This is a genomic window from Serratia proteamaculans (genome assembly GCF_946227095.1).
Lineage (GTDB): Bacteria > Pseudomonadota > Gammaproteobacteria > Enterobacterales > Enterobacteriaceae > Serratia > Serratia proteamaculans_E.
The window spans coordinates 72,993-88,224 of sequence record NZ_CAMISV010000015.1 but is presented as its reverse complement, the minus strand read 5'-3'; the positions used below and the strand labels follow the sequence as shown (position 1 = coordinate 88,224).

General features: G+C 52.8%; 18 protein-coding genes. 9 read left to right on the top strand and 9 right to left on the bottom strand.

Annotated elements, in window-relative coordinates; translation table 11 throughout:
* On the top strand, nucleotides 1-348 hold the full coding sequence (locus OC597_RS23115; RefSeq protein ID WP_261256893.1) for a gamma-glutamylcyclotransferase family protein: 348 nt from the start codon (nucleotides 1-3) through the stop codon (nucleotides 346-348).
* Nucleotides 349-399: 51 nt separating this feature from the next.
* On the opposite strand, the gene ppa is transcribed toward OC597_RS23115, so the two are convergent.
* Nucleotides 400-930, bottom strand: coding sequence for an inorganic diphosphatase (ppa, locus tag OC597_RS23110; protein ID WP_085119444.1), 531 nt, complete (start codon nucleotides 928-930; stop codon nucleotides 400-402).
* 256 nt (nucleotides 931-1,186) lie between these two features.
* Between ppa and OC597_RS23105 the strand changes: the two genes are divergently transcribed.
* Nucleotides 1,187-2,740 (top strand): methyl-accepting chemotaxis protein, encoded by a 1,554-nt coding sequence (locus tag OC597_RS23105; protein ID WP_261424979.1) that lies wholly within the window; start codon nucleotides 1,187-1,189, stop codon nucleotides 2,738-2,740.
* A 38-nt stretch (nucleotides 2,741-2,778) separates the two neighbouring features.
* Here the strand turns inward: OC597_RS23105 and fbp are convergent, their stop codons facing one another.
* Entirely contained in the window at nucleotides 2,779-3,783 is a 1,005-nt protein-coding gene (fbp, locus tag OC597_RS23100) for a class 1 fructose-bisphosphatase (RefSeq protein WP_099064485.1), read from the bottom strand.
* A gap of 169 nt (nucleotides 3,784-3,952) precedes the next feature.
* On the opposite strand from fbp, the gene mpl reads away from it, so the two are divergent.
* Nucleotides 3,953-5,332 carry a UDP-N-acetylmuramate:L-alanyl-gamma-D-glutamyl-meso-diaminopimelate ligase gene (gene mpl / locus OC597_RS23095; protein WP_261256895.1) on the top strand — a complete coding sequence of 460 codons (1,380 nt, stop codon included), beginning with the start codon at nucleotides 3,953-3,955 and terminating at the stop codon, nucleotides 5,330-5,332.
* A gap of 201 nt (nucleotides 5,333-5,533) precedes the next feature.
* Here the strand turns inward: mpl and yhcN (OC597_RS23090) are convergent, their stop codons facing one another.
* The 3 genes from yhcN (OC597_RS23090) to argR all read right to left on the bottom strand — a co-directional run bounded on the left by yhcN (OC597_RS23090) (nucleotide 5,534) and on the right by argR (nucleotide 7,061).
* Nucleotides 5,534-5,797 carry a peroxide/acid stress response protein YhcN gene (yhcN, locus tag OC597_RS23090; RefSeq protein ID WP_261256898.1) on the bottom strand — a complete coding sequence of 88 codons (264 nt, stop codon included), beginning with the start codon at nucleotides 5,795-5,797 and terminating at the stop codon, nucleotides 5,534-5,536.
* Nucleotides 5,798-5,921: 124 nt separating this feature from the next.
* Complete coding sequence (gene yhcN / locus OC597_RS23085; protein ID WP_099064488.1) at nucleotides 5,922-6,185, bottom strand: peroxide/acid stress response protein YhcN; 264 nt, start codon at nucleotides 6,183-6,185, stop codon at nucleotides 5,922-5,924.
* A gap of 405 nt (nucleotides 6,186-6,590) precedes the next feature.
* Complete coding sequence (argR, locus tag OC597_RS23080; RefSeq protein WP_020824937.1) at nucleotides 6,591-7,061, bottom strand: transcriptional regulator ArgR; 471 nt, start codon at nucleotides 7,059-7,061, stop codon at nucleotides 6,591-6,593.
* Between the two features lie 466 nt (nucleotides 7,062-7,527).
* On the opposite strand from argR, the gene mdh reads away from it, so the two are divergent.
* Nucleotides 7,528-8,466: a malate dehydrogenase gene (mdh, locus tag OC597_RS23075; RefSeq protein ID WP_261256900.1), complete on the top strand. Its 939-nt coding sequence runs from the start codon at nucleotides 7,528-7,530 to the stop codon at nucleotides 8,464-8,466.
* A 68-nt stretch (nucleotides 8,467-8,534) separates the two neighbouring features.
* Here mdh and OC597_RS23070 read toward each other — a convergent pair whose 3' ends face one another.
* A complete protein-coding gene (locus OC597_RS23070; protein WP_261256901.1) occupies nucleotides 8,535-8,795 on the bottom strand; it encodes a helix-turn-helix domain-containing protein in 261 nt (86 codons plus the stop codon).
* Between the two features lie 182 nt (nucleotides 8,796-8,977).
* Between OC597_RS23070 and OC597_RS23065 the strand changes: the two genes are divergently transcribed.
* Complete coding sequence (locus OC597_RS23065; RefSeq protein WP_262210631.1) at nucleotides 8,978-9,328, top strand: DNA-binding protein; 351 nt, start codon at nucleotides 8,978-8,980, stop codon at nucleotides 9,326-9,328.
* A 49-nt stretch (nucleotides 9,329-9,377) separates the two neighbouring features.
* Here the strand turns inward: OC597_RS23065 and ispB are convergent, their stop codons facing one another.
* Nucleotides 9,378-10,349 carry an octaprenyl diphosphate synthase gene (gene ispB, locus OC597_RS23060; RefSeq protein WP_261424978.1) on the bottom strand — a complete coding sequence of 324 codons (972 nt, stop codon included), beginning with the start codon at nucleotides 10,347-10,349 and terminating at the stop codon, nucleotides 9,378-9,380.
* A gap of 269 nt (nucleotides 10,350-10,618) precedes the next feature.
* On the opposite strand from ispB, the gene rplU reads away from it, so the two are divergent.
* From rplU to cgtA, 4 genes are all read left to right on the top strand, one after another.
* Nucleotides 10,619-10,930 carry a 50S ribosomal protein L21 gene (rplU, locus tag OC597_RS23055; RefSeq protein ID WP_012004933.1) on the top strand — a complete coding sequence of 104 codons (312 nt, stop codon included), beginning with the start codon at nucleotides 10,619-10,621 and terminating at the stop codon, nucleotides 10,928-10,930.
* A gap of 17 nt (nucleotides 10,931-10,947) precedes the next feature.
* The gene (rpmA, locus tag OC597_RS23050; RefSeq protein ID WP_004933559.1) at nucleotides 10,948-11,205 is read left to right on the top strand and encodes a 50S ribosomal protein L27; all 258 of its coding nucleotides are present in this window, start codon (nucleotides 10,948-10,950) and stop codon (nucleotides 11,203-11,205) included.
* Between the two features lie 105 nt (nucleotides 11,206-11,310).
* Entirely contained in the window at nucleotides 11,311-12,282 is a 972-nt protein-coding gene (locus OC597_RS23045) for a DMT family transporter (protein WP_261256905.1), read from the top strand.
* Nucleotides 12,283-12,298: 16 nt separating this feature from the next.
* The gene (gene cgtA, locus OC597_RS23040) at nucleotides 12,299-13,471 is read left to right on the top strand and encodes an Obg family GTPase CgtA (protein ID WP_261256907.1); all 1,173 of its coding nucleotides are present in this window, start codon (nucleotides 12,299-12,301) and stop codon (nucleotides 13,469-13,471) included.
* A 40-nt stretch (nucleotides 13,472-13,511) separates the two neighbouring features.
* Here cgtA and pmrB read toward each other — a convergent pair whose 3' ends face one another.
* Together pmrB and pmrA are read right to left on the bottom strand one after the other, a co-directional pair.
* On the bottom strand, nucleotides 13,512-14,573 hold the full coding sequence (pmrB, locus tag OC597_RS23035; RefSeq protein ID WP_261256910.1) for a two-component system sensor histidine kinase PmrB: 1,062 nt from the start codon (nucleotides 14,571-14,573) through the stop codon (nucleotides 13,512-13,514).
* Nucleotides 14,570-15,232, bottom strand: coding sequence for a two-component system response regulator PmrA (gene pmrA / locus OC597_RS23030; RefSeq protein ID WP_099064532.1), 663 nt, complete (start codon nucleotides 15,230-15,232; stop codon nucleotides 14,570-14,572). Before pmrA ends, pmrB begins: the two co-directional genes overlap by 4 nt.

The window sequence follows — 15,232 nt, the reverse complement described above, 5'->3', positions numbered from 1 at the left end:
ATGCGAATAATTGTCTACGGCAGTTTACGACGCAAACAGGGAAACAGCCATTGGATGACCAACGCCCAATGGCTCGGCGAGCATGAGCTCGAAGGCTATCAGATTTATAATCTGGGCCATTACCCGGCGGCGATCCCTGGAGAGGGCACGGTACATTGTGAGGTGTACCGCATCAACTCATCGATTTTGGCTGAGCTGGACGAACTGAAAAGCAACACCAGGGACTATAAGCGCGAGCTGATTCAGACGCCTTATGGCAGTGCGTGGATCTACCTGTATAAACACAGCGTGGACGGTTACCCGCGAATTAATAGCGGTGACTGGCTGAGGCGTCTCGACGAAAAGTAAAAAAAACACCGCTCACTGAGCGGTGTTTTTTTATCGGACGGCGGCTAAGAATTACTTCTTGGCAGCACGTTCGAAAGAAGCAATGATTTCAGCTTTGGCTGCGGCAGCATCTGCCCAACCTTCCACTTTCACCCATTTGCCTTTCTCCAGATCTTTGTAGTGCTCGAAGAAATGAGAGATCTGTGCTTTCAGCAGTTCCGGCAGGTCGTTCACATCTTTGATGTGATCGTACTCTTTGCTCAGTTTGCTGTGCGGAACGGCAACCAGTTTCGCATCTTCACCGGCTTCGTCGGACATCTTCAGTACGCCCACCGGACGGCAGCGGATCACTGAGCCAGGCTGCAGCGGGTATGGCGTTGGTACCAATACGTCAACCGGATCACCGTCCAGAGACAGGGTGTGGTTGATGTAACCGTAGTTGCACGGATAGAACATCGCGGTGGACATGAAACGGTCAACGAACAGCGCGCCGGTGTCCTTGTCGATTTCATATTTGATCGGATCGGCATTGGCCGGGATTTCGATAACTACGTAGATGTCTTCTGGCAGGTCTTTGCCAGCAGGGACGTTAAGCAAGCTCATGTCGGTTTCCTTTAATCAAACCAGAAATGGAGTGGCGGCTATTATAGCGGACTCTTTTGCGATTTCCTGCCCTTTTCATCACCCTCGCCCCGGCAGACGGTCATCCACTGAATTTCCAGATTAATCCTCCAACGGCGTTAAGTTTTCCCCGCGGTTGCCGATAACTTCATCAAATAATAATGAGTCGGCGAAGTCTGGCTCTGCGTTTTACCTCCTCTACGTTAGAACTCACTATTTCTGAAGCCGGGAACCACTCATGTTAAAAAAGATTACGGTCAAGGCCGGGCTGATTGCCCTGCTGAGCCTGATGACGCTGCTGTTGATTATGGTCAGCACGATCGGCGTCAACGCCATTAACGAAGGATCGCGATCGTTACATACCCTGAACCAGATTTTGGGGGAAGAACTGGGATCGTTGGCCAGCAGCTCCAACCTGACGTTGCGTGCCAGAACGGCCGCCTCACTGGCGGTACGCCAGCGCGAAATCGGCCAGATCGAGGTGTCCGATGCCACGGTGGGGCGCATTTATGACTACCTTGCGCAGTCAAAGCAGGAAATGGCGCGCTTTGTCAGCGTCGGCACCGTTACCGAACGTGGGCGCGAATTGTCCACTCGTTTGCAAAACAGCTATCGCGCCTATCTGGAGCAAGGCGTCAGGCCAATGGCCGATGCCATCAAGGCCGGCAAAGTTGATGACTATTACGACATCCAGGAAACCAAAATCTCCGCCCTGAGCATCGCTTTCGAAAAAGACCTCAGCGATTTCCGCAGCTTTGCCATGAAGATCGGTCAGCAACGGGTGCATGAGGCGGAAAGTAACGCCAGCACCAAGATTACACTGATCCTGGTTGCCGGCCTGCTCAGCGTATTGCTGGCGGTACTGGCCTGGTTTGCGCTACGGATAATTATCCTGCGGCCACTGGATGAATCCATTGCCCAACTGGAACATATCGCCGGCGGCGACCTGACGCACCACATCACCGGTGAAGGGGAAACTGAAATGGGCCGTCTGGTGCGTGCGATGCAGCGGATGCAACAGGCATTGGCCAGTTCAGTCAGTAAGGTGCGTGACGCCAGTAGCCAAATCGACACCGGTTCACGCGAGTTGGCCGCCGGTAACCAGCATCTGGCACAGCGTACCGAAGAGTCGGCCGCTTCGCTGGAGGAAACTGCCGCCAGCATGGAGCAACTGACCTCAACGGTGAAAATGAATGCCGAGAACTGTGAACAAGCCAATCAATTGGCGCTGAGCGTCTCTGATATTGCCAATCAGGGCAGTGAGGTGGTCAGCCAAGTGATGAACAAGATGCAGGCGATAACCGACAGCTCACGGCGCATCGCCGATATTATCAGCGTGATGGATGGCATCTCTTTCCAGACCAATATTTTGGCGCTGAATGCGGCGGTAGAAGCGGCACGTGCGGGTGAGCAAGGGCGTGGTTTCGCCGTGGTGGCCGGTGAGGTACGCAGCCTGGCCCAACGTAGCGCGCAGTCGGCGAAAGAGATTAAAGGGTTGATCGAAGCATCGCAAAATCGGGTGCAGGAAGGCGAACAGATGGCCGAGTCTGCGGCGAAAACCATGAATGGGATCACCGGCGAAGTGGGGCGTGTGACGGCGTTGATGCGGGAGATTTCTGCGGCTACGCGTGAGCAAAGCAGCGGTATTGAGCAGGTCAACCTGGCGGTGGCACAGATGGATCAGGTGGCGCAGCAAAATGCGGCATTGGTCGAAGAGTCGGCGGCAGCGACGCGCTCGCTGGAGGAGCAGGCCCAGTTGCTGGCGCAGAGTATGGCGGCGTTCAAACTCTGAATGCAGGGGGGCGAAATGCGCCCCCCGCATAGAACCGGTTATTCGTCCGGATTCTCGGCGATAAAGCGCTCGGCGTCTTCCACCATGGATTTGGTGCCGACGAAGAACGGTGCACGCTGGTGCAGTTTCACCGGGGTAATGTCCAGAATACGGTTTTTACCGTCGCTGGCTTTACCGCCGGCCTGTTCTGCCAAGAACGCCATCGGGTTGCATTCATACAGCAGGCGCAGCTTACCTTGCGGGTGGCTGGCGGTGCTTGGATAAATATAGATGCCGCCTTTCAGCAGGTTGCGGTGGAAGTCGGCAACCAGTGAACCGATGTAGCGTGAGGTGTAAGGACGCTGCGTTGCTTCGTCCTGCTCCTGACAATATTTAATGTATTTCTTCACACCGCGCGGGAACTTGATGTAGTTCCCTTCGTTGATGGAATACATATTGCCGCTGGCCGGGAAGCGAACTTTCTCATGAGAGAGGCAGAACACGCCCAGAGAAGGATCGTAAGTAAAGGCATGCACGCCATAACCGGTGGTGTACACCAGCATGGTGGATGAACCATAAACCACATAACCGGCGGCGACCTGAGCGCTGCCTGGCTGCAGGAAGTCTTCTTCGGTCACTGGAATGCCAACCGGGGTAATGCGACGATAGATAGAGAAAATCGTACCGACCGAGACGTTGACATCGATGTTGGACGAGCCGTCCAACGGATCCATCAGCACCACATACTTGGCATTTTCAGCCCGCTCGCCGTCGAATATCACGATTTCATCTTCTTCTTCAGAAGCGATACCCGCAACTTCACCGCGTGCTTTCAATGCCGCTTTCAGCTTTTCGTTGGCGTACAGGTCCAGTTTCATCTGAACTTCACCCTGTACATTGGAAACGCCGCTGGTACCGAGAATATCAACCAGGCCCGCTTTGTTGATATCGCGGTGGATGATTTTGGCGCCCAGTTTAATTGCAGAAAGTAACGCTGTCAGCTCGCCGGTGGCGTGAGAGAAGTCGTGCTGTTTCTCGACGATAAATTCGCCTAACGTTTTCATGACACAATCCCTGAATCTACGGATGGGTAGCGGTTTGTTAACAAACCGCCAACGTATTCGCGAGCAGTGTAGCCCAAAGATGAACGCTATTCATAGGCAAATCCATTTCTTCTGGATGATTCTGGGCGTTAGAATGGGGCCAACATTCGACGTACTCTATGAGAAAACTATGCGCATTCACATTCTTGGGATCTGTGGCACCTTTATGGGCGGGCTGGCAGTGCTGGCACGTTCGCTGGGGCATGAGGTGACCGGCTCTGACGCTAATGTCTATCCGCCGATGAGCACGCTGTTGGAGAAGGAAGGGATCGACCTGATCCAGGGATACGATCCGGCTCAGCTGGATCCGGTGCCGGATCTGGTGATCATCGGTAACGCCATGACACGCGGTAATCCGTGCGTTGAAGCGGTACTGGAGCGGGGCATCCCTTACGTTTCCGGCCCACAGTGGCTGCATGATTATGTGCTGCGCGATCGCTGGGTACTGGCCGTTGCCGGAACGCACGGCAAGACCACCACCGCCGGTATGGCGACCTGGATCCTCGAAGCCTGCGGCTATCAGCCGGGCTTTGTTATTGGTGGGGTTCCGGGTAACTTTGACGTTTCTGCTCGCCTGGGCGACAGCCCGTTCTTTGTGATCGAAGCCGACGAGTATGACTGTGCGTTCTTCGACAAGCGTTCCAAGTTTGTGCATTACAGCCCGCGCACGCTGATCCTGAACAACCTAGAGTTTGATCATGCCGATATCTTCGACGATCTGAAAGCGATCCAAAAACAGTTCCACCATTTGGTGCGTTTGGTACCTGGCAAGGGCAAGATCATTCTGCCTGATAACGACAGCCACCTGAAACAGGTGATGGCGATGGGCTGCTGGAGTGAGCAGGAGCTGGTTGGAGAGGACGGCGTATGGCGTGCGCAGAAACTGACACCGGACGCCAGCCATTATGCGGTATTCCTCAACGGTGAGCAGGTAGGTGAAGTTAAGTGGTCGTTGGTCGGTGAACACAATATGCATAACGGTTTGATGGCCATTGCCGCCACCCGTCATGTTGGTGTATTACCTGCAGATGCCTGCCGCGCACTCGACGACTTTATCAATGCTCGTCGTCGCCTGGAGCTACGTGGTGAAGCCAATGGCATTACGGTGTATGACGATTTTGCCCATCACCCAACGGCAATCTTGGCGACCCTGGCCGCGCTCCGTGGCAAAGTCGGCGGCACCGCCCGTATTCTGGCCGTGCTTGAACCGCGTTCCAACACCATGAAGATGGGAATTAGCAAGAACGATCTGGCACCCTCCCTTGGCCGCGCTGATGAAGTGTTCCTGTTCCAGCCGCACCATATCCCCTGGCAGGTCGCGGAGGTGGCGGAGGCCTGCGTTCAACCGGCCCACTGGAGCGCCGATCTCGACACGCTGGTGGATATGATCGTGAAAACGGCCCAGCCGGGTGACCATATTCTGGTGATGAGTAATGGCGGCTTTGGCGGGATCCACGATCGACTGTTGGAGGCTCTGGCCAACAAACCGGAACCGAAAGCAACCTATTGATTGCCTGATAAATTTTAAAAGTTTTGTACAGAGGACCGGTAACGGTCCTTTTTTATGGGCGTAAAAAAGCCCTCGCGAGCGAGGGCAACGGGGTCCGTCGGATAGGACGACGAAGCTTCTTCAGGGAATCAGTACTTACGACAGAACTCGGCAGTGGCAGTGACGAGGGTAATCAGTTCGGTAAGCATGTCCCCTGAATTGTTATTTATAGATTTCTGCAGTCGCGTGCCAGTTGCCGTTTTCGTAGGCTTCGATCACGCGGTAGGCTTTAGCGCCTTGCTTGTCGGCCTTGTCAGACAGGGCCTGGCGAATATCGGAAGGCGCGCCGGTAATGCCGCTGACGGTAATGGTACCGGCAGACTGAAGATTGTTGGCCTGGTCATTAGTGATTAGCGTAGCGGCAGAAGCACCGAACGAAACGACTGACAGCAGGCTGAGTGCGGCGAGGGTAGTTTTCATGTTCATGATATTGGGTCCTGTTGCGATAACCGCCTGGAAGGGCTTTTGCAGCGTTTTTATACTTGAAGGCTGTTATCGGTAATGCTGGGGTCCAGAGTTCTATTGCCCGTTTCCGGGTAACACCTTGTACTTATTTGTAAATTTCTGCGGTGGCGTGGAAGTTGCCTTCGTTACGCGCTTCGATTACACGGTAAGCGGTTGCCCCTTTGGCATCGGCTTTTTCAGACAGTGCCTGACGGATGTCCGAAGGTGCCCCGGCAACGCCGCTGACGGTAATAGTGCCTGCAGCCTGCATTTTTGCGGCCTGATTTGCATCAACAGATTGTGCTGCAAATGCACCGAAAGAAAGCATGGATAGAACGCTCATGGTTGCGATGGTAGCTTTAATTTTCATGATTTCACCTTTTCGTATTCTTTTATCAGTTCCAATGAACTGTGATTTACGTCACGGAAATGAGTATACATCTAGTAACGTCAAAAATTAATAGTTAGCTAACAGTTTCTTGTGAAACTTTATTATGGTGTTCCTTATTTTTAATAACCAGATGGAATAAAAATCGCTTATAAAACGATCTTTCAATGTTAAATCTATGTAATTTCAATAGGGTAAGTGCTTTTGACCAAAAGTGCGGAAGATGGCAGTAGCTATCACTGGTTACGGAGAAATGTCATTGAAATATGTTGTGGTGTGGAGGAAACCTGGTTTTAAACGTGGTAGGGGATGAGGGAAAGGTAAGGGTAGGGTTAAAGAAGTGCTAACAAAACGCGACCGCTAGCCGCATTTTGTTAGCGCTATGCATCATAACTCTTGTTCGAACAGCGTCAGGATGGCTTCGTACAGTTGGCGAGCGGTAAAGCTGCTGGCCGGGGTAACGAAAATAGTGTCGTCACCGGCGATAGTGCCGAGGATCCCTTCGGATTTACCCAGCGAGTCCAGCAGGCGGGCAATCAACTGCGCGGCGCCAGGACTGGTGTGGATCACTACCACGGCGTCGTTATGATCGACGTCCAGCACAAGGTTTTTCAGTGGACTGGTGGTAGTGGGCACGCCGAGTTCGGCCGGAAGGCAATACACCATTTCCATTTTGGCATTGCGCGTACGCACCGCGCCGAACTTGGTCAGCATGCGCGATACTTTGGATTGGTTGATGTTTTCGAAGCCTTCTTCTTGCAGCGCCAAAACGATCTCGCCTTGAGAACTGAATTTTTCTTCTTTCAATAACGCTTTAAACGCCTTGATCAGATCTTCCTGCTTTGCGGGATTACGCATTTTGCACCGTGGAATGTTGACAATAGAAGTGGTTATTATGCATATAAATGAATTTTTATGCAATAAAAGGACGCCTGGAAAAAACAAAAATGCCCGGGCAACGAGGAAAGGGCAGCATTTTAACAAAATCTGTATCCCATGAATATGCCCTTTCCATGACCTAAAAAGCCGTCTGCGGTGGTAAAGAAAATGTTATTAAAATGATGTTGTTCTGATGTTGTGTAAGGGTGTAATGTAACCGCCGGTTAACTTGCTCGTGAATAACCTCGCAGTATTTTTGATTAGTGTGCGCTATGCCCTTAATGCGTAAGCGATTTAATCTAAGATGAGCGCGACATCGGCCGTTTTATTGCGCCAGTTCTCAAACAGACTGTTAAGAGATTGTTTTTAAAGGTGTAATAATTTAAGGTCCGTACCCAACATATTCACGGCGCTTTATATATTTAAGATAATAAAGGAGTATAGGATGAAAGTTGCAGTTCTCGGTGCTGCTGGCGGTATCGGCCAGGCCCTCGCCCTTCTACTCAAAACCCAGCTTCCTTCAGGTTCTGAACTCTCTCTCTACGACATTGCCCCCGTTACCCCAGGCGTTGCCGTCGATTTAAGCCACATCCCAACCGCAGTTAAAATCAAAGGCTTCAGTGGCGAAGACGCGACTCCAGCTCTGCACGGTGCGGACGTGGTACTGATTTCTGCCGGCGTTGCACGTAAACCAGGCATGGATCGTTCAGATCTGTTCAACGTGAACGCGGGCATCGTGCGTAATTTGATCCAGCAAGTGGCAACAACCTGCCCGAAAGCCTGTATCGGTATTATCACCAACCCGGTTAACACCACCGTAGCTATCGCAGCAGAAGTGCTGAAGAAAGCCGGTGTTTATGACAAAAATAAACTGTTTGGCGTGACCTCGCTGGATATCATCCGTTCCAACACCTTCGTGGCTGAGCTGAAAGGCAAACAGCCGGAAGAGCTGAACGTACCGGTAATCGGCGGACACTCTGGCGTGACCATCCTGCCACTGTTGTCACAGATCCCTGGTGTGAGCTTTACCGAACAGGAAGTGGCTGATCTGACCAAGCGTATCCAGAATGCGGGTACTGAAGTGGTTGAAGCTAAAGCCGGTGGCGGGTCTGCAACCCTGTCAATGGGCCAGGCGGCGGCGCGTTTCGGCCTGTCTCTGGTTCGTGCGCTGCAAGGCGAAAAAGGCGTGGTGGAATGTGCTTACGTGGAAGGTGATGGCAAATATGCTCGCTTCTTCGCACAGCCGCTGGTGCTGGGTAAGAATGGCGTTGAAGAACGCAAAGACATCGGTGCGTTGAGCGCGTTCGAACAGAAAGCGCTGGAAGACATGCTGGATGTTCTGCACAAAGATATCGAACTGGGCGAAAAGTTTATCAATAACTGATCATTCAGTTGTGCATGAGTATGCATAGGCCGCCGGACAGCGTACCGGCGGTTTTTTTATGCCCGCAGCTATGACCGGATGCGGGCTTTTCGATCCAGCAGGTTATGGGTGTAGGGGTCGAAATAACGGCTTGGCCAAATCTCTGCAGGATGGATGTTAAGTGATTCGGCAATTAACCATTCCCCTTTTGGCCAGGGACGCGACAACGCATTCGCCAGCGTTGATGAGCTTAACCCCGCCTTGCGCGATACCGCCGCCAGTGTGGTTCCCTTCTTACGTAAAGCCGCAATGATATCCGCCGGATGCCAATCCTTGTTCCTTGAGTTCATGTTTGCATTCCTTTTTTGATTAGCGAAAGTTCTGTTAGTGGTATAACTAACAGGTCAAAATTAATCGTTTGAACAACATGAAACGCTTATACGGAAACTAGGATACCACTAAATTTCTTAAAAAATATCCAATAAATTTCCCAAAAAAGATATTCGCCGACTTTTCTCCAGAGAACATGGCTATGAAAAAAGAGTGGTTTGCCGCCAAGGAACTGACAGGCGTAGCAGGATTACCTTCCTCACCACAGGGAATAAATTTGATGGCGCGTCGTGAAGGCTGGAACAGTCGTCGGCGTAAAGGCGTGCAGGGGAAAGCACTGGAATACCATATTGACAGCTTGCCTGCAGGAACGCGTAATTTATTGGTATTAAAAGAAGAACCTGCGAGCTATGAGCTGGACCGAAAGGATCCGCTGGCCGTGTGGATCGAATATTTCTACCACCTGACGGAGAGCGAACGCGAGAAAGTTTTGGAGTTCCTGATGCGAGAAGGGATCGGTAGTTTACTGGCGCGTATTTCAGCGGAGAAATGAGCAGACCCGCAGTGCGGGTCTGTGGAAACAGCAAGACGTTTATTATTTCTTAAAAATCACGTTGAACCGCAAGATGCGCTAATCCTTCCAGCGCGGCACGATGAGCGGACTCCGGCAGAACCTGCAATGCAGCGATGGCCTTGTCAGCCTCTTCCTCAGCACGCTGGCGGGTATATTCCAGCGAGCCGCATTGCTGCATGGCCTGCAACACGGGTTCCAGCAAGTGACGGCCGTTACCTTGTTCAATAGCCCCACGGATCATGGTTTTCTGTGCGCCTTCGCTGTTATGCATGGCGTGCAGTAGCGGCAGTGTTGGCTTTCCTTCATTGAGGTCATCACCGGTATTTTTACCCAGCGTGCTGCCGTCGGCGCTGTAATCGAGCAGGTCATCGATCAACTGGAAAGCGGTGCCAAGGTAGCGACCGTAATCCTGCAGCGCTTTTTCTTCTGCTTCACTTGCATCTGAAAGGATGGCTGAGGACTGCGCCGCCGCTTCAAACAGACGTGCGGTTTTGCTGTAGATCACCCGCATGTAGCTTTCTTCGGTAATGTCCGGATCGTTGACGTTCATTAACTGCAGCACTTCGCCTTCGGCTATCACGTTGACGGCCTCGGACATCAGCGCCAGCACGCGCAGCGATTCCAGGCTGGTCATCATCTGGAAAGCACGCGTATAGATGAAGTCGCCGACCAGCACGCTGGCAGCATTGCCGAATGCGGCATTGGCGGTGGCCTTGCCGCGGCGCATATCTGATTCATCCACCACATCATCATGCAGCAGGGTCGCGGTGTGAATGAATTCGATCAGCGCAGCAACGGTAATGTGTTTATCACCCTGATAATGCAACGCCCGCGCCGCCAGAACGGCGATCATCGGGCGGATGCGTTTACCGCCACCACTGATAATGTAATAGCCAAGCTGATTGATGAGCGTGACATCGGAATTCAGCTGTTCGAGAATTGTTGCGTTCACGGCCGCCATATCTTGCGCGGTTAACTCGGTAATTTGCTCTAGGTTCATTGTATTTTTTTCAGCTGTGTTTCTCTTCACCGCGTTGAGATCGCTGCTCACATCGGTACATGGCGGTAACTGTCCCTCTGATTGTACTTGAAAAACGGCTCAGATAAACGCCATGAAAGAAACTGTGCTTTTTTTCTTCTTTTTTCTGCTTCTGGTCTTATTCTGCTCTTGTCATATGCTGGATTATTGCGTAGAATTCGCGCCCTATTGTGAATATTTATAGCGCGCTCTGTACTAAACAGTTGGGCACGCGGAAAGCGGAGTTTTATATGTACGCGGTTTTCCAAAGTGGTGGTAAACAACACCGAGTAAGCGAAGGTCAAACCATTCGCTTGGAAAAGCTGGACATCGCAACTGGTGAAGCAGTTGAGTTTGACCAGATTCTGATGATCGCTAATGGCGAAGATATCAAAATCGGCGTTCCTTACGTCGATGGCGGTAAGATCAAAGCTGAAGTCGTTGCTCACGGTCGTGGCGAGAAAATTAAGATCGTTAAGTTTCGTCGTCGTAAGCACCATCGTAAGCAGCAGGGCCACCGTCAGTGGTTCACTGACGTTAAAATCACCGGCATCAGCGCTTAAGTTAGGGGAGCAGATTAATGGCACACAAAAAGGCTGGCGGCTCGACTCGTAACGGTCGCGATTCAGAAGCTAAACGTCTGGGCGTAAAACGCTTTGGCGGCGAAGCAGTACTGGCAGGCAGCATCATCGTTCGTCAGCGCGGCACTAAATTCCACGCTGGTACCAACGTGGGTTGCGGCAAAGACCACACTCTGTTTGCTTTGAAAGACGGTAAAGTCAAATTCGAAGTTAAAGGCCCGAGCAATCGTAAATTTATCAGCATCGAAGCTGAATAATTTTCCGAGCCTTACTAAATAGATGTAAGCCCCGCAATTCGTTGCGGGGCTTTTTACATTTATGGGCTGCTTGTGTATCGGCCCGTCAGCGCTGGCAAAGGTAAGATGGAAACGAAACAGCAGGTCGGAATTGGCATTTCTCTGGCGGTGACTACGGCAGTTTGCTGGGGTGCATTGCCGATTGCGATGAAAGAAGTGCTGGTAGTGATGGAGCCGTTTACCATCGTTTGGTATCGATTTACCATGGCTGCACTTGGGTTGGGGCTTATTTTGGCCGTGCGCGGCAAGTTGCCGCCGGTGACCCTGTTCCGCCAACCGCGCTGGTTGTTGATTTTGGCCGTCGCCACCGCAGGCTTACTGGGGAATTTTATTTTCTTCAGTTCTTCATTGCAGTATCTCAGCCCGACCGCATCGCAGGTGATCGGCCAGTTGTCGCCGGTCGGCATGATGTTTGCCAGCGTGCTGATTTTAAAAGAGCGGATGCGTATCACCCAGGTGATTGGCGCGCTGATGCTGATCTGCGGATTGCTGTTGTTTTTCAACGTCAGCCTGCTTGAAATTTTCACCCGCCTGACGGATTACACCCTTGGGGTGTTGTTGGGGGTGTGTGCGGCAATGGTCTGGGTTACTTATGGCGTTGCGCAGAAAGTGTTGCTGCGTCGATTGGCCTCGCCGCAAATCCTGGTAATGTTGTACACTTTATGTGCAGTGGCGTTATTTCCTCTGGCCAGGCCGGAGGTGATTTTCCAGCTCAGCGGCTGGCAATTAGCCTGTCTGCTGTTCTGTGGTGCCAACACGCTGATTGGTTATGGTGCGCTGGCTGAAGCCATGGCGCGCTGGCAGGCGGCACAGGTGAGCGCGTTAGTGACGCTAACACCGTTGTTTACCCTGCTTTTTTCAGATTTATTGGCGCTGGCTTGGCCACAGGTATTCGCCGCCCCGACATTAAACGTCGTTGGCTATGTCGGTGCTTTCGTGGTGGTAGCGGGTGCCATGTTTTCCGCAATTGGTCACCGTTGGTGGCCGCGACGGGCAGAACCCCGCCTGGTTGCTCCTTTGAAGCAGCCCGGTGAATGATTTACGGAGACGGTAAATGAAGTTTGTAGATGAAGCAGCGATTTTGGTCGTTGCAGGTGACGGTGGTAATGGTTGCGTCAGCTTCCGTCGCGAAAAGTATATCCCGAACGGCGGGCCTGATGGTGGTGACGGTGGCGATGGCGGTGACGTCTATCTGCTGGCGGACGAAAACCTCAACACGCTGATCGACTACCGCTTTGAGAAATCTTTCCGCGCGGAACGTGGCCAAAACGGTCAGAGCCGTGACTGTACCGGCAAGCGTGGCAAAGATATTACCATCAAGGTACCGGTCGGTACCCGCGTGCAGGATCAGGGCACCGGCGAGATCCTCGGTGACATGACCCGTCATGAGCAGCGTCTGATGGTGGCGAAGGGCGGTTGGCACGGTCTGGGCAACACCCGTTTTAAATCATCTGTTAACCGTGCTCCGCGTCAGAAAACGCTGGGTACCGCCGGTGAAGCTCGTGACATCCTGCTGGAACTGTTGCTGCTGGCCGATGTGGGTATGTTAGGCCTGCCGAACGCCGGCAAGTCGACCTTTATCCGCGCAGTGTCTGCTGCCAAGCCGAAAGTGGCTGACTATCCGTTTACCACTCTGGTGCCAAGCCTGGGTGTGGTGCGTATGGACCATGAGCAAAGCTTCGTGGTTGCCGATATCCCTGGGCTGATCGAAGGTGCCGCTGACGGCGCTGGTCTGGGTATTCGCTTCCTGAAGCATCTGGAACGCTGCCGCGTGCTGCTGCACCTGGTGGATATCGCCCCAATCGATGAGTCTGACCCGGTAGAAAATGCCAAAATCATCATCAATGAGTTGAATCAGTACAGCGAGAATCTGACGCAGAAGCCCCGCTGGCTGGTTTTCAACAAGATTGATGTGATAGGTGAAGAAGAAGCTGCCGAACGTGCCAAGGCGATTGCAGAGGGCATGGGTTGGGAAGGTAAGTACTACATGATCTCCGCGGTCAATCGCGAAGGTGTCAATGCGCTGTGCTGGGACGTGATGAAGTTTATCAATACCCAACCGAAAGCCATGGCCATCGAAGAAAGTGCGCCGGAGAAAGTCGAGTTCATGTGGGATGATTACCACCGTGAACAGATCGCTGAAGTGGAAGCTGAAGCGGATGACGACTGGGATGACGACTGGGATGAAGAAGACGACGAAGGCGTCGAAATCGTTTACCAGAAGTAATCTTGCGAAGAGAGGGGCTCAGTTAACACTGGGCCCTTTTTTATTTCAGTACGTTTTCCGGCAGCCAGCATTGAGCATTGAGCCCGTGGGTATCCTGGCGGTTTTCCAGCGTTAAACGTCCCTGATGCAGCTGCACAATGCGGGTCACGATGTTCAACCCCAGCCCACTGCCGCCATAGCGCTGATCCATACGGCGGAAGGCCTGGGTAAGCTCGCCCACCATTTTTTCTTTGACGCCTGGCCCTTCATCGATCACCTGTAGCCGATAACCGCTATCCTGCGGGGAAAGCTGCACCTGGATCCTGCTGCCCTCGGGGCTATAACGATGGGCATTCTCAACCAGGTTGCGCAGTAGCAGACGTAACAGCACCGGGTCACCATGCACCGGAGCTGTGGCCGGAAGCTGCCATTGCAAACTTTGTCCGCGTTGTGCTGCCAACTCCTCGAGTTCTTCCCGCAGCGGTTGAATAACGTCGCTCACCCAATCGAAGCGTTGATAATGGCCACTGGCAAAATCTTGCCCGGCGCGTGCAAGCATCAACAATTGTTCAACGGTGTGCATCAGTTGGTCAATGCGGGTAATCAGCGGTCCGCTTTGCGGGATCCCCTGTTTTTCCATTAACTCCAGATGCAGGCGGATCCCCGCCAGCGGCGTGCGCAGCTCATGGGCGGCGTCGGCGGTAAACAGTCGTTCCTGCTGGATGGTGTTATCCAGCCGTGAGAATAATTGGTTGAGTGTGGTGGTAACCGCCATTATTTCCAGGCTGTCACTGTTGAGCGGCAGCGGCGTCAGGTTATCTGCAGAACGTTTTTCCAGCCGCTGTTGCAGTTGATTGAGCGGCCGGATAATCCAGCTGATGGCCCAAAATGAGGCAAGCAATGTAACGATCATCATGATCAGTGAAGGCGCGAGCAATGAGGCGATCGCTTCGGCGATTTCCGTATCGACACGTTCGGTACGAACCTTGGCCGACAGGGTTTCATCCACCAGGAAGCTGATTTGCTCCTGGCTTTCATGCCACAGCCAAAAGGCACTGATAAGCTGGGTGACCAACAGGATCAGCGCCAGCATCAACAACAGACGACGGCGCATGCTGATCATGATGAGGATTCCAGGCGATAGCCGATACCGCGAACGGTACGGATGCGATCCTTACCCAATTTGCGGCGCAGGTTATGGATATGCACTTCCAGCGTGTTAGAGCCCAAATCATCCTGCCAGGTATAAAGATCTTGTTGCAGCAGCTCACGATTGACCGTTTGTCCGGCACGCATCATCAGGCGTGACAAGATGGCGAATTCTTTAGGGGTGACTTCGACCGGCTGCTGTTGGACATAAACCTGCTGGCTGGAGAGATTGAGCTGGAGATCGTCCAACTGCATGAGATTGTCACTGTGACCCTGGTAGCGGCGGATCAGAGCACGCACGCGCGCCTGTAGCTCAACTAACGCGAAGGGTTTCACCAGGTAATCGTCGGCGCCGGCATCCAGCCCGTCGACACGGTCTTCCAGTGCATCACGTGCCGTTAGAATCAGTACCGGCAATTCGACTTGCTGTCGGCGCCACTGCCGAAGCAGGCTGGCGCCGTCCATGTCGGGCAGGCCCAGATCGAGGATAATCATACTGTACTGACTGGTGAGGAGCAGAGCACTGGCCTCCGCCGCCGTGGCGGCACAGTCACAGGCATAGCCTTCCCCGGCTAATGCCAGTGCCAGGCCTTGTTGCAGGAGCTCATCGTCTTCAACAATCAGCAGTTTCAT

Coding starts and splice junctions, on each gene's coding strand:
- OC597_RS23115 (WP_261256893.1), top strand. CDS start 1: ATGCGAATAATTGTCTACGGCAGTTTACGACGCAAACAGGGAAACAGC.
- ppa (WP_085119444.1), bottom strand. CDS start 930: ATGAGCTTGCTTAACGTCCCTGCTGGCAAAGACCTGCCAGAAGACATC.
- OC597_RS23105 (WP_261424979.1), top strand. CDS start 1,187: ATGTTAAAAAAGATTACGGTCAAGGCCGGGCTGATTGCCCTGCTGAGC.
- fbp (WP_099064485.1), bottom strand. CDS start 3,783: ATGAAAACGTTAGGCGAATTTATCGTCGAGAAACAGCACGACTTCTCT.
- mpl (WP_261256895.1), top strand. CDS start 3,953: ATGCGCATTCACATTCTTGGGATCTGTGGCACCTTTATGGGCGGGCTG.
- yhcN (WP_261256898.1), bottom strand. CDS start 5,797: ATGAACATGAAAACTACCCTCGCCGCACTCAGCCTGCTGTCAGTCGTT.
- yhcN (WP_099064488.1), bottom strand. CDS start 6,185: ATGAAAATTAAAGCTACCATCGCAACCATGAGCGTTCTATCCATGCTT.
- argR (WP_020824937.1), bottom strand. CDS start 7,061: ATGCGTAATCCCGCAAAGCAGGAAGATCTGATCAAGGCGTTTAAAGCG.
- mdh (WP_261256900.1), top strand. CDS start 7,528: ATGAAAGTTGCAGTTCTCGGTGCTGCTGGCGGTATCGGCCAGGCCCTC.
- OC597_RS23070 (WP_261256901.1), bottom strand. CDS start 8,795: ATGAACTCAAGGAACAAGGATTGGCATCCGGCGGATATCATTGCGGCT.
- OC597_RS23065 (WP_262210631.1), top strand. CDS start 8,978: ATGAAAAAAGAGTGGTTTGCCGCCAAGGAACTGACAGGCGTAGCAGGA.
- ispB (WP_261424978.1), bottom strand. CDS start 10,349: ATGAACCTAGAGCAAATTACCGAGTTAACCGCGCAAGATATGGCGGCC.
- rplU (WP_012004933.1), top strand. CDS start 10,619: ATGTACGCGGTTTTCCAAAGTGGTGGTAAACAACACCGAGTAAGCGAA.
- rpmA (WP_004933559.1), top strand. CDS start 10,948: ATGGCACACAAAAAGGCTGGCGGCTCGACTCGTAACGGTCGCGATTCA.
- OC597_RS23045 (WP_261256905.1), top strand. CDS start 11,311: ATGGAAACGAAACAGCAGGTCGGAATTGGCATTTCTCTGGCGGTGACT.
- cgtA (WP_261256907.1), top strand. CDS start 12,299: ATGAAGTTTGTAGATGAAGCAGCGATTTTGGTCGTTGCAGGTGACGGT.
- pmrB (WP_261256910.1), bottom strand. CDS start 14,573: ATGATCAGCATGCGCCGTCGTCTGTTGTTGATGCTGGCGCTGATCCTG.
- pmrA (WP_099064532.1), bottom strand. CDS start 15,232: ATGAAACTGCTGATTGTTGAAGACGATGAGCTCCTGCAACAAGGCCTG.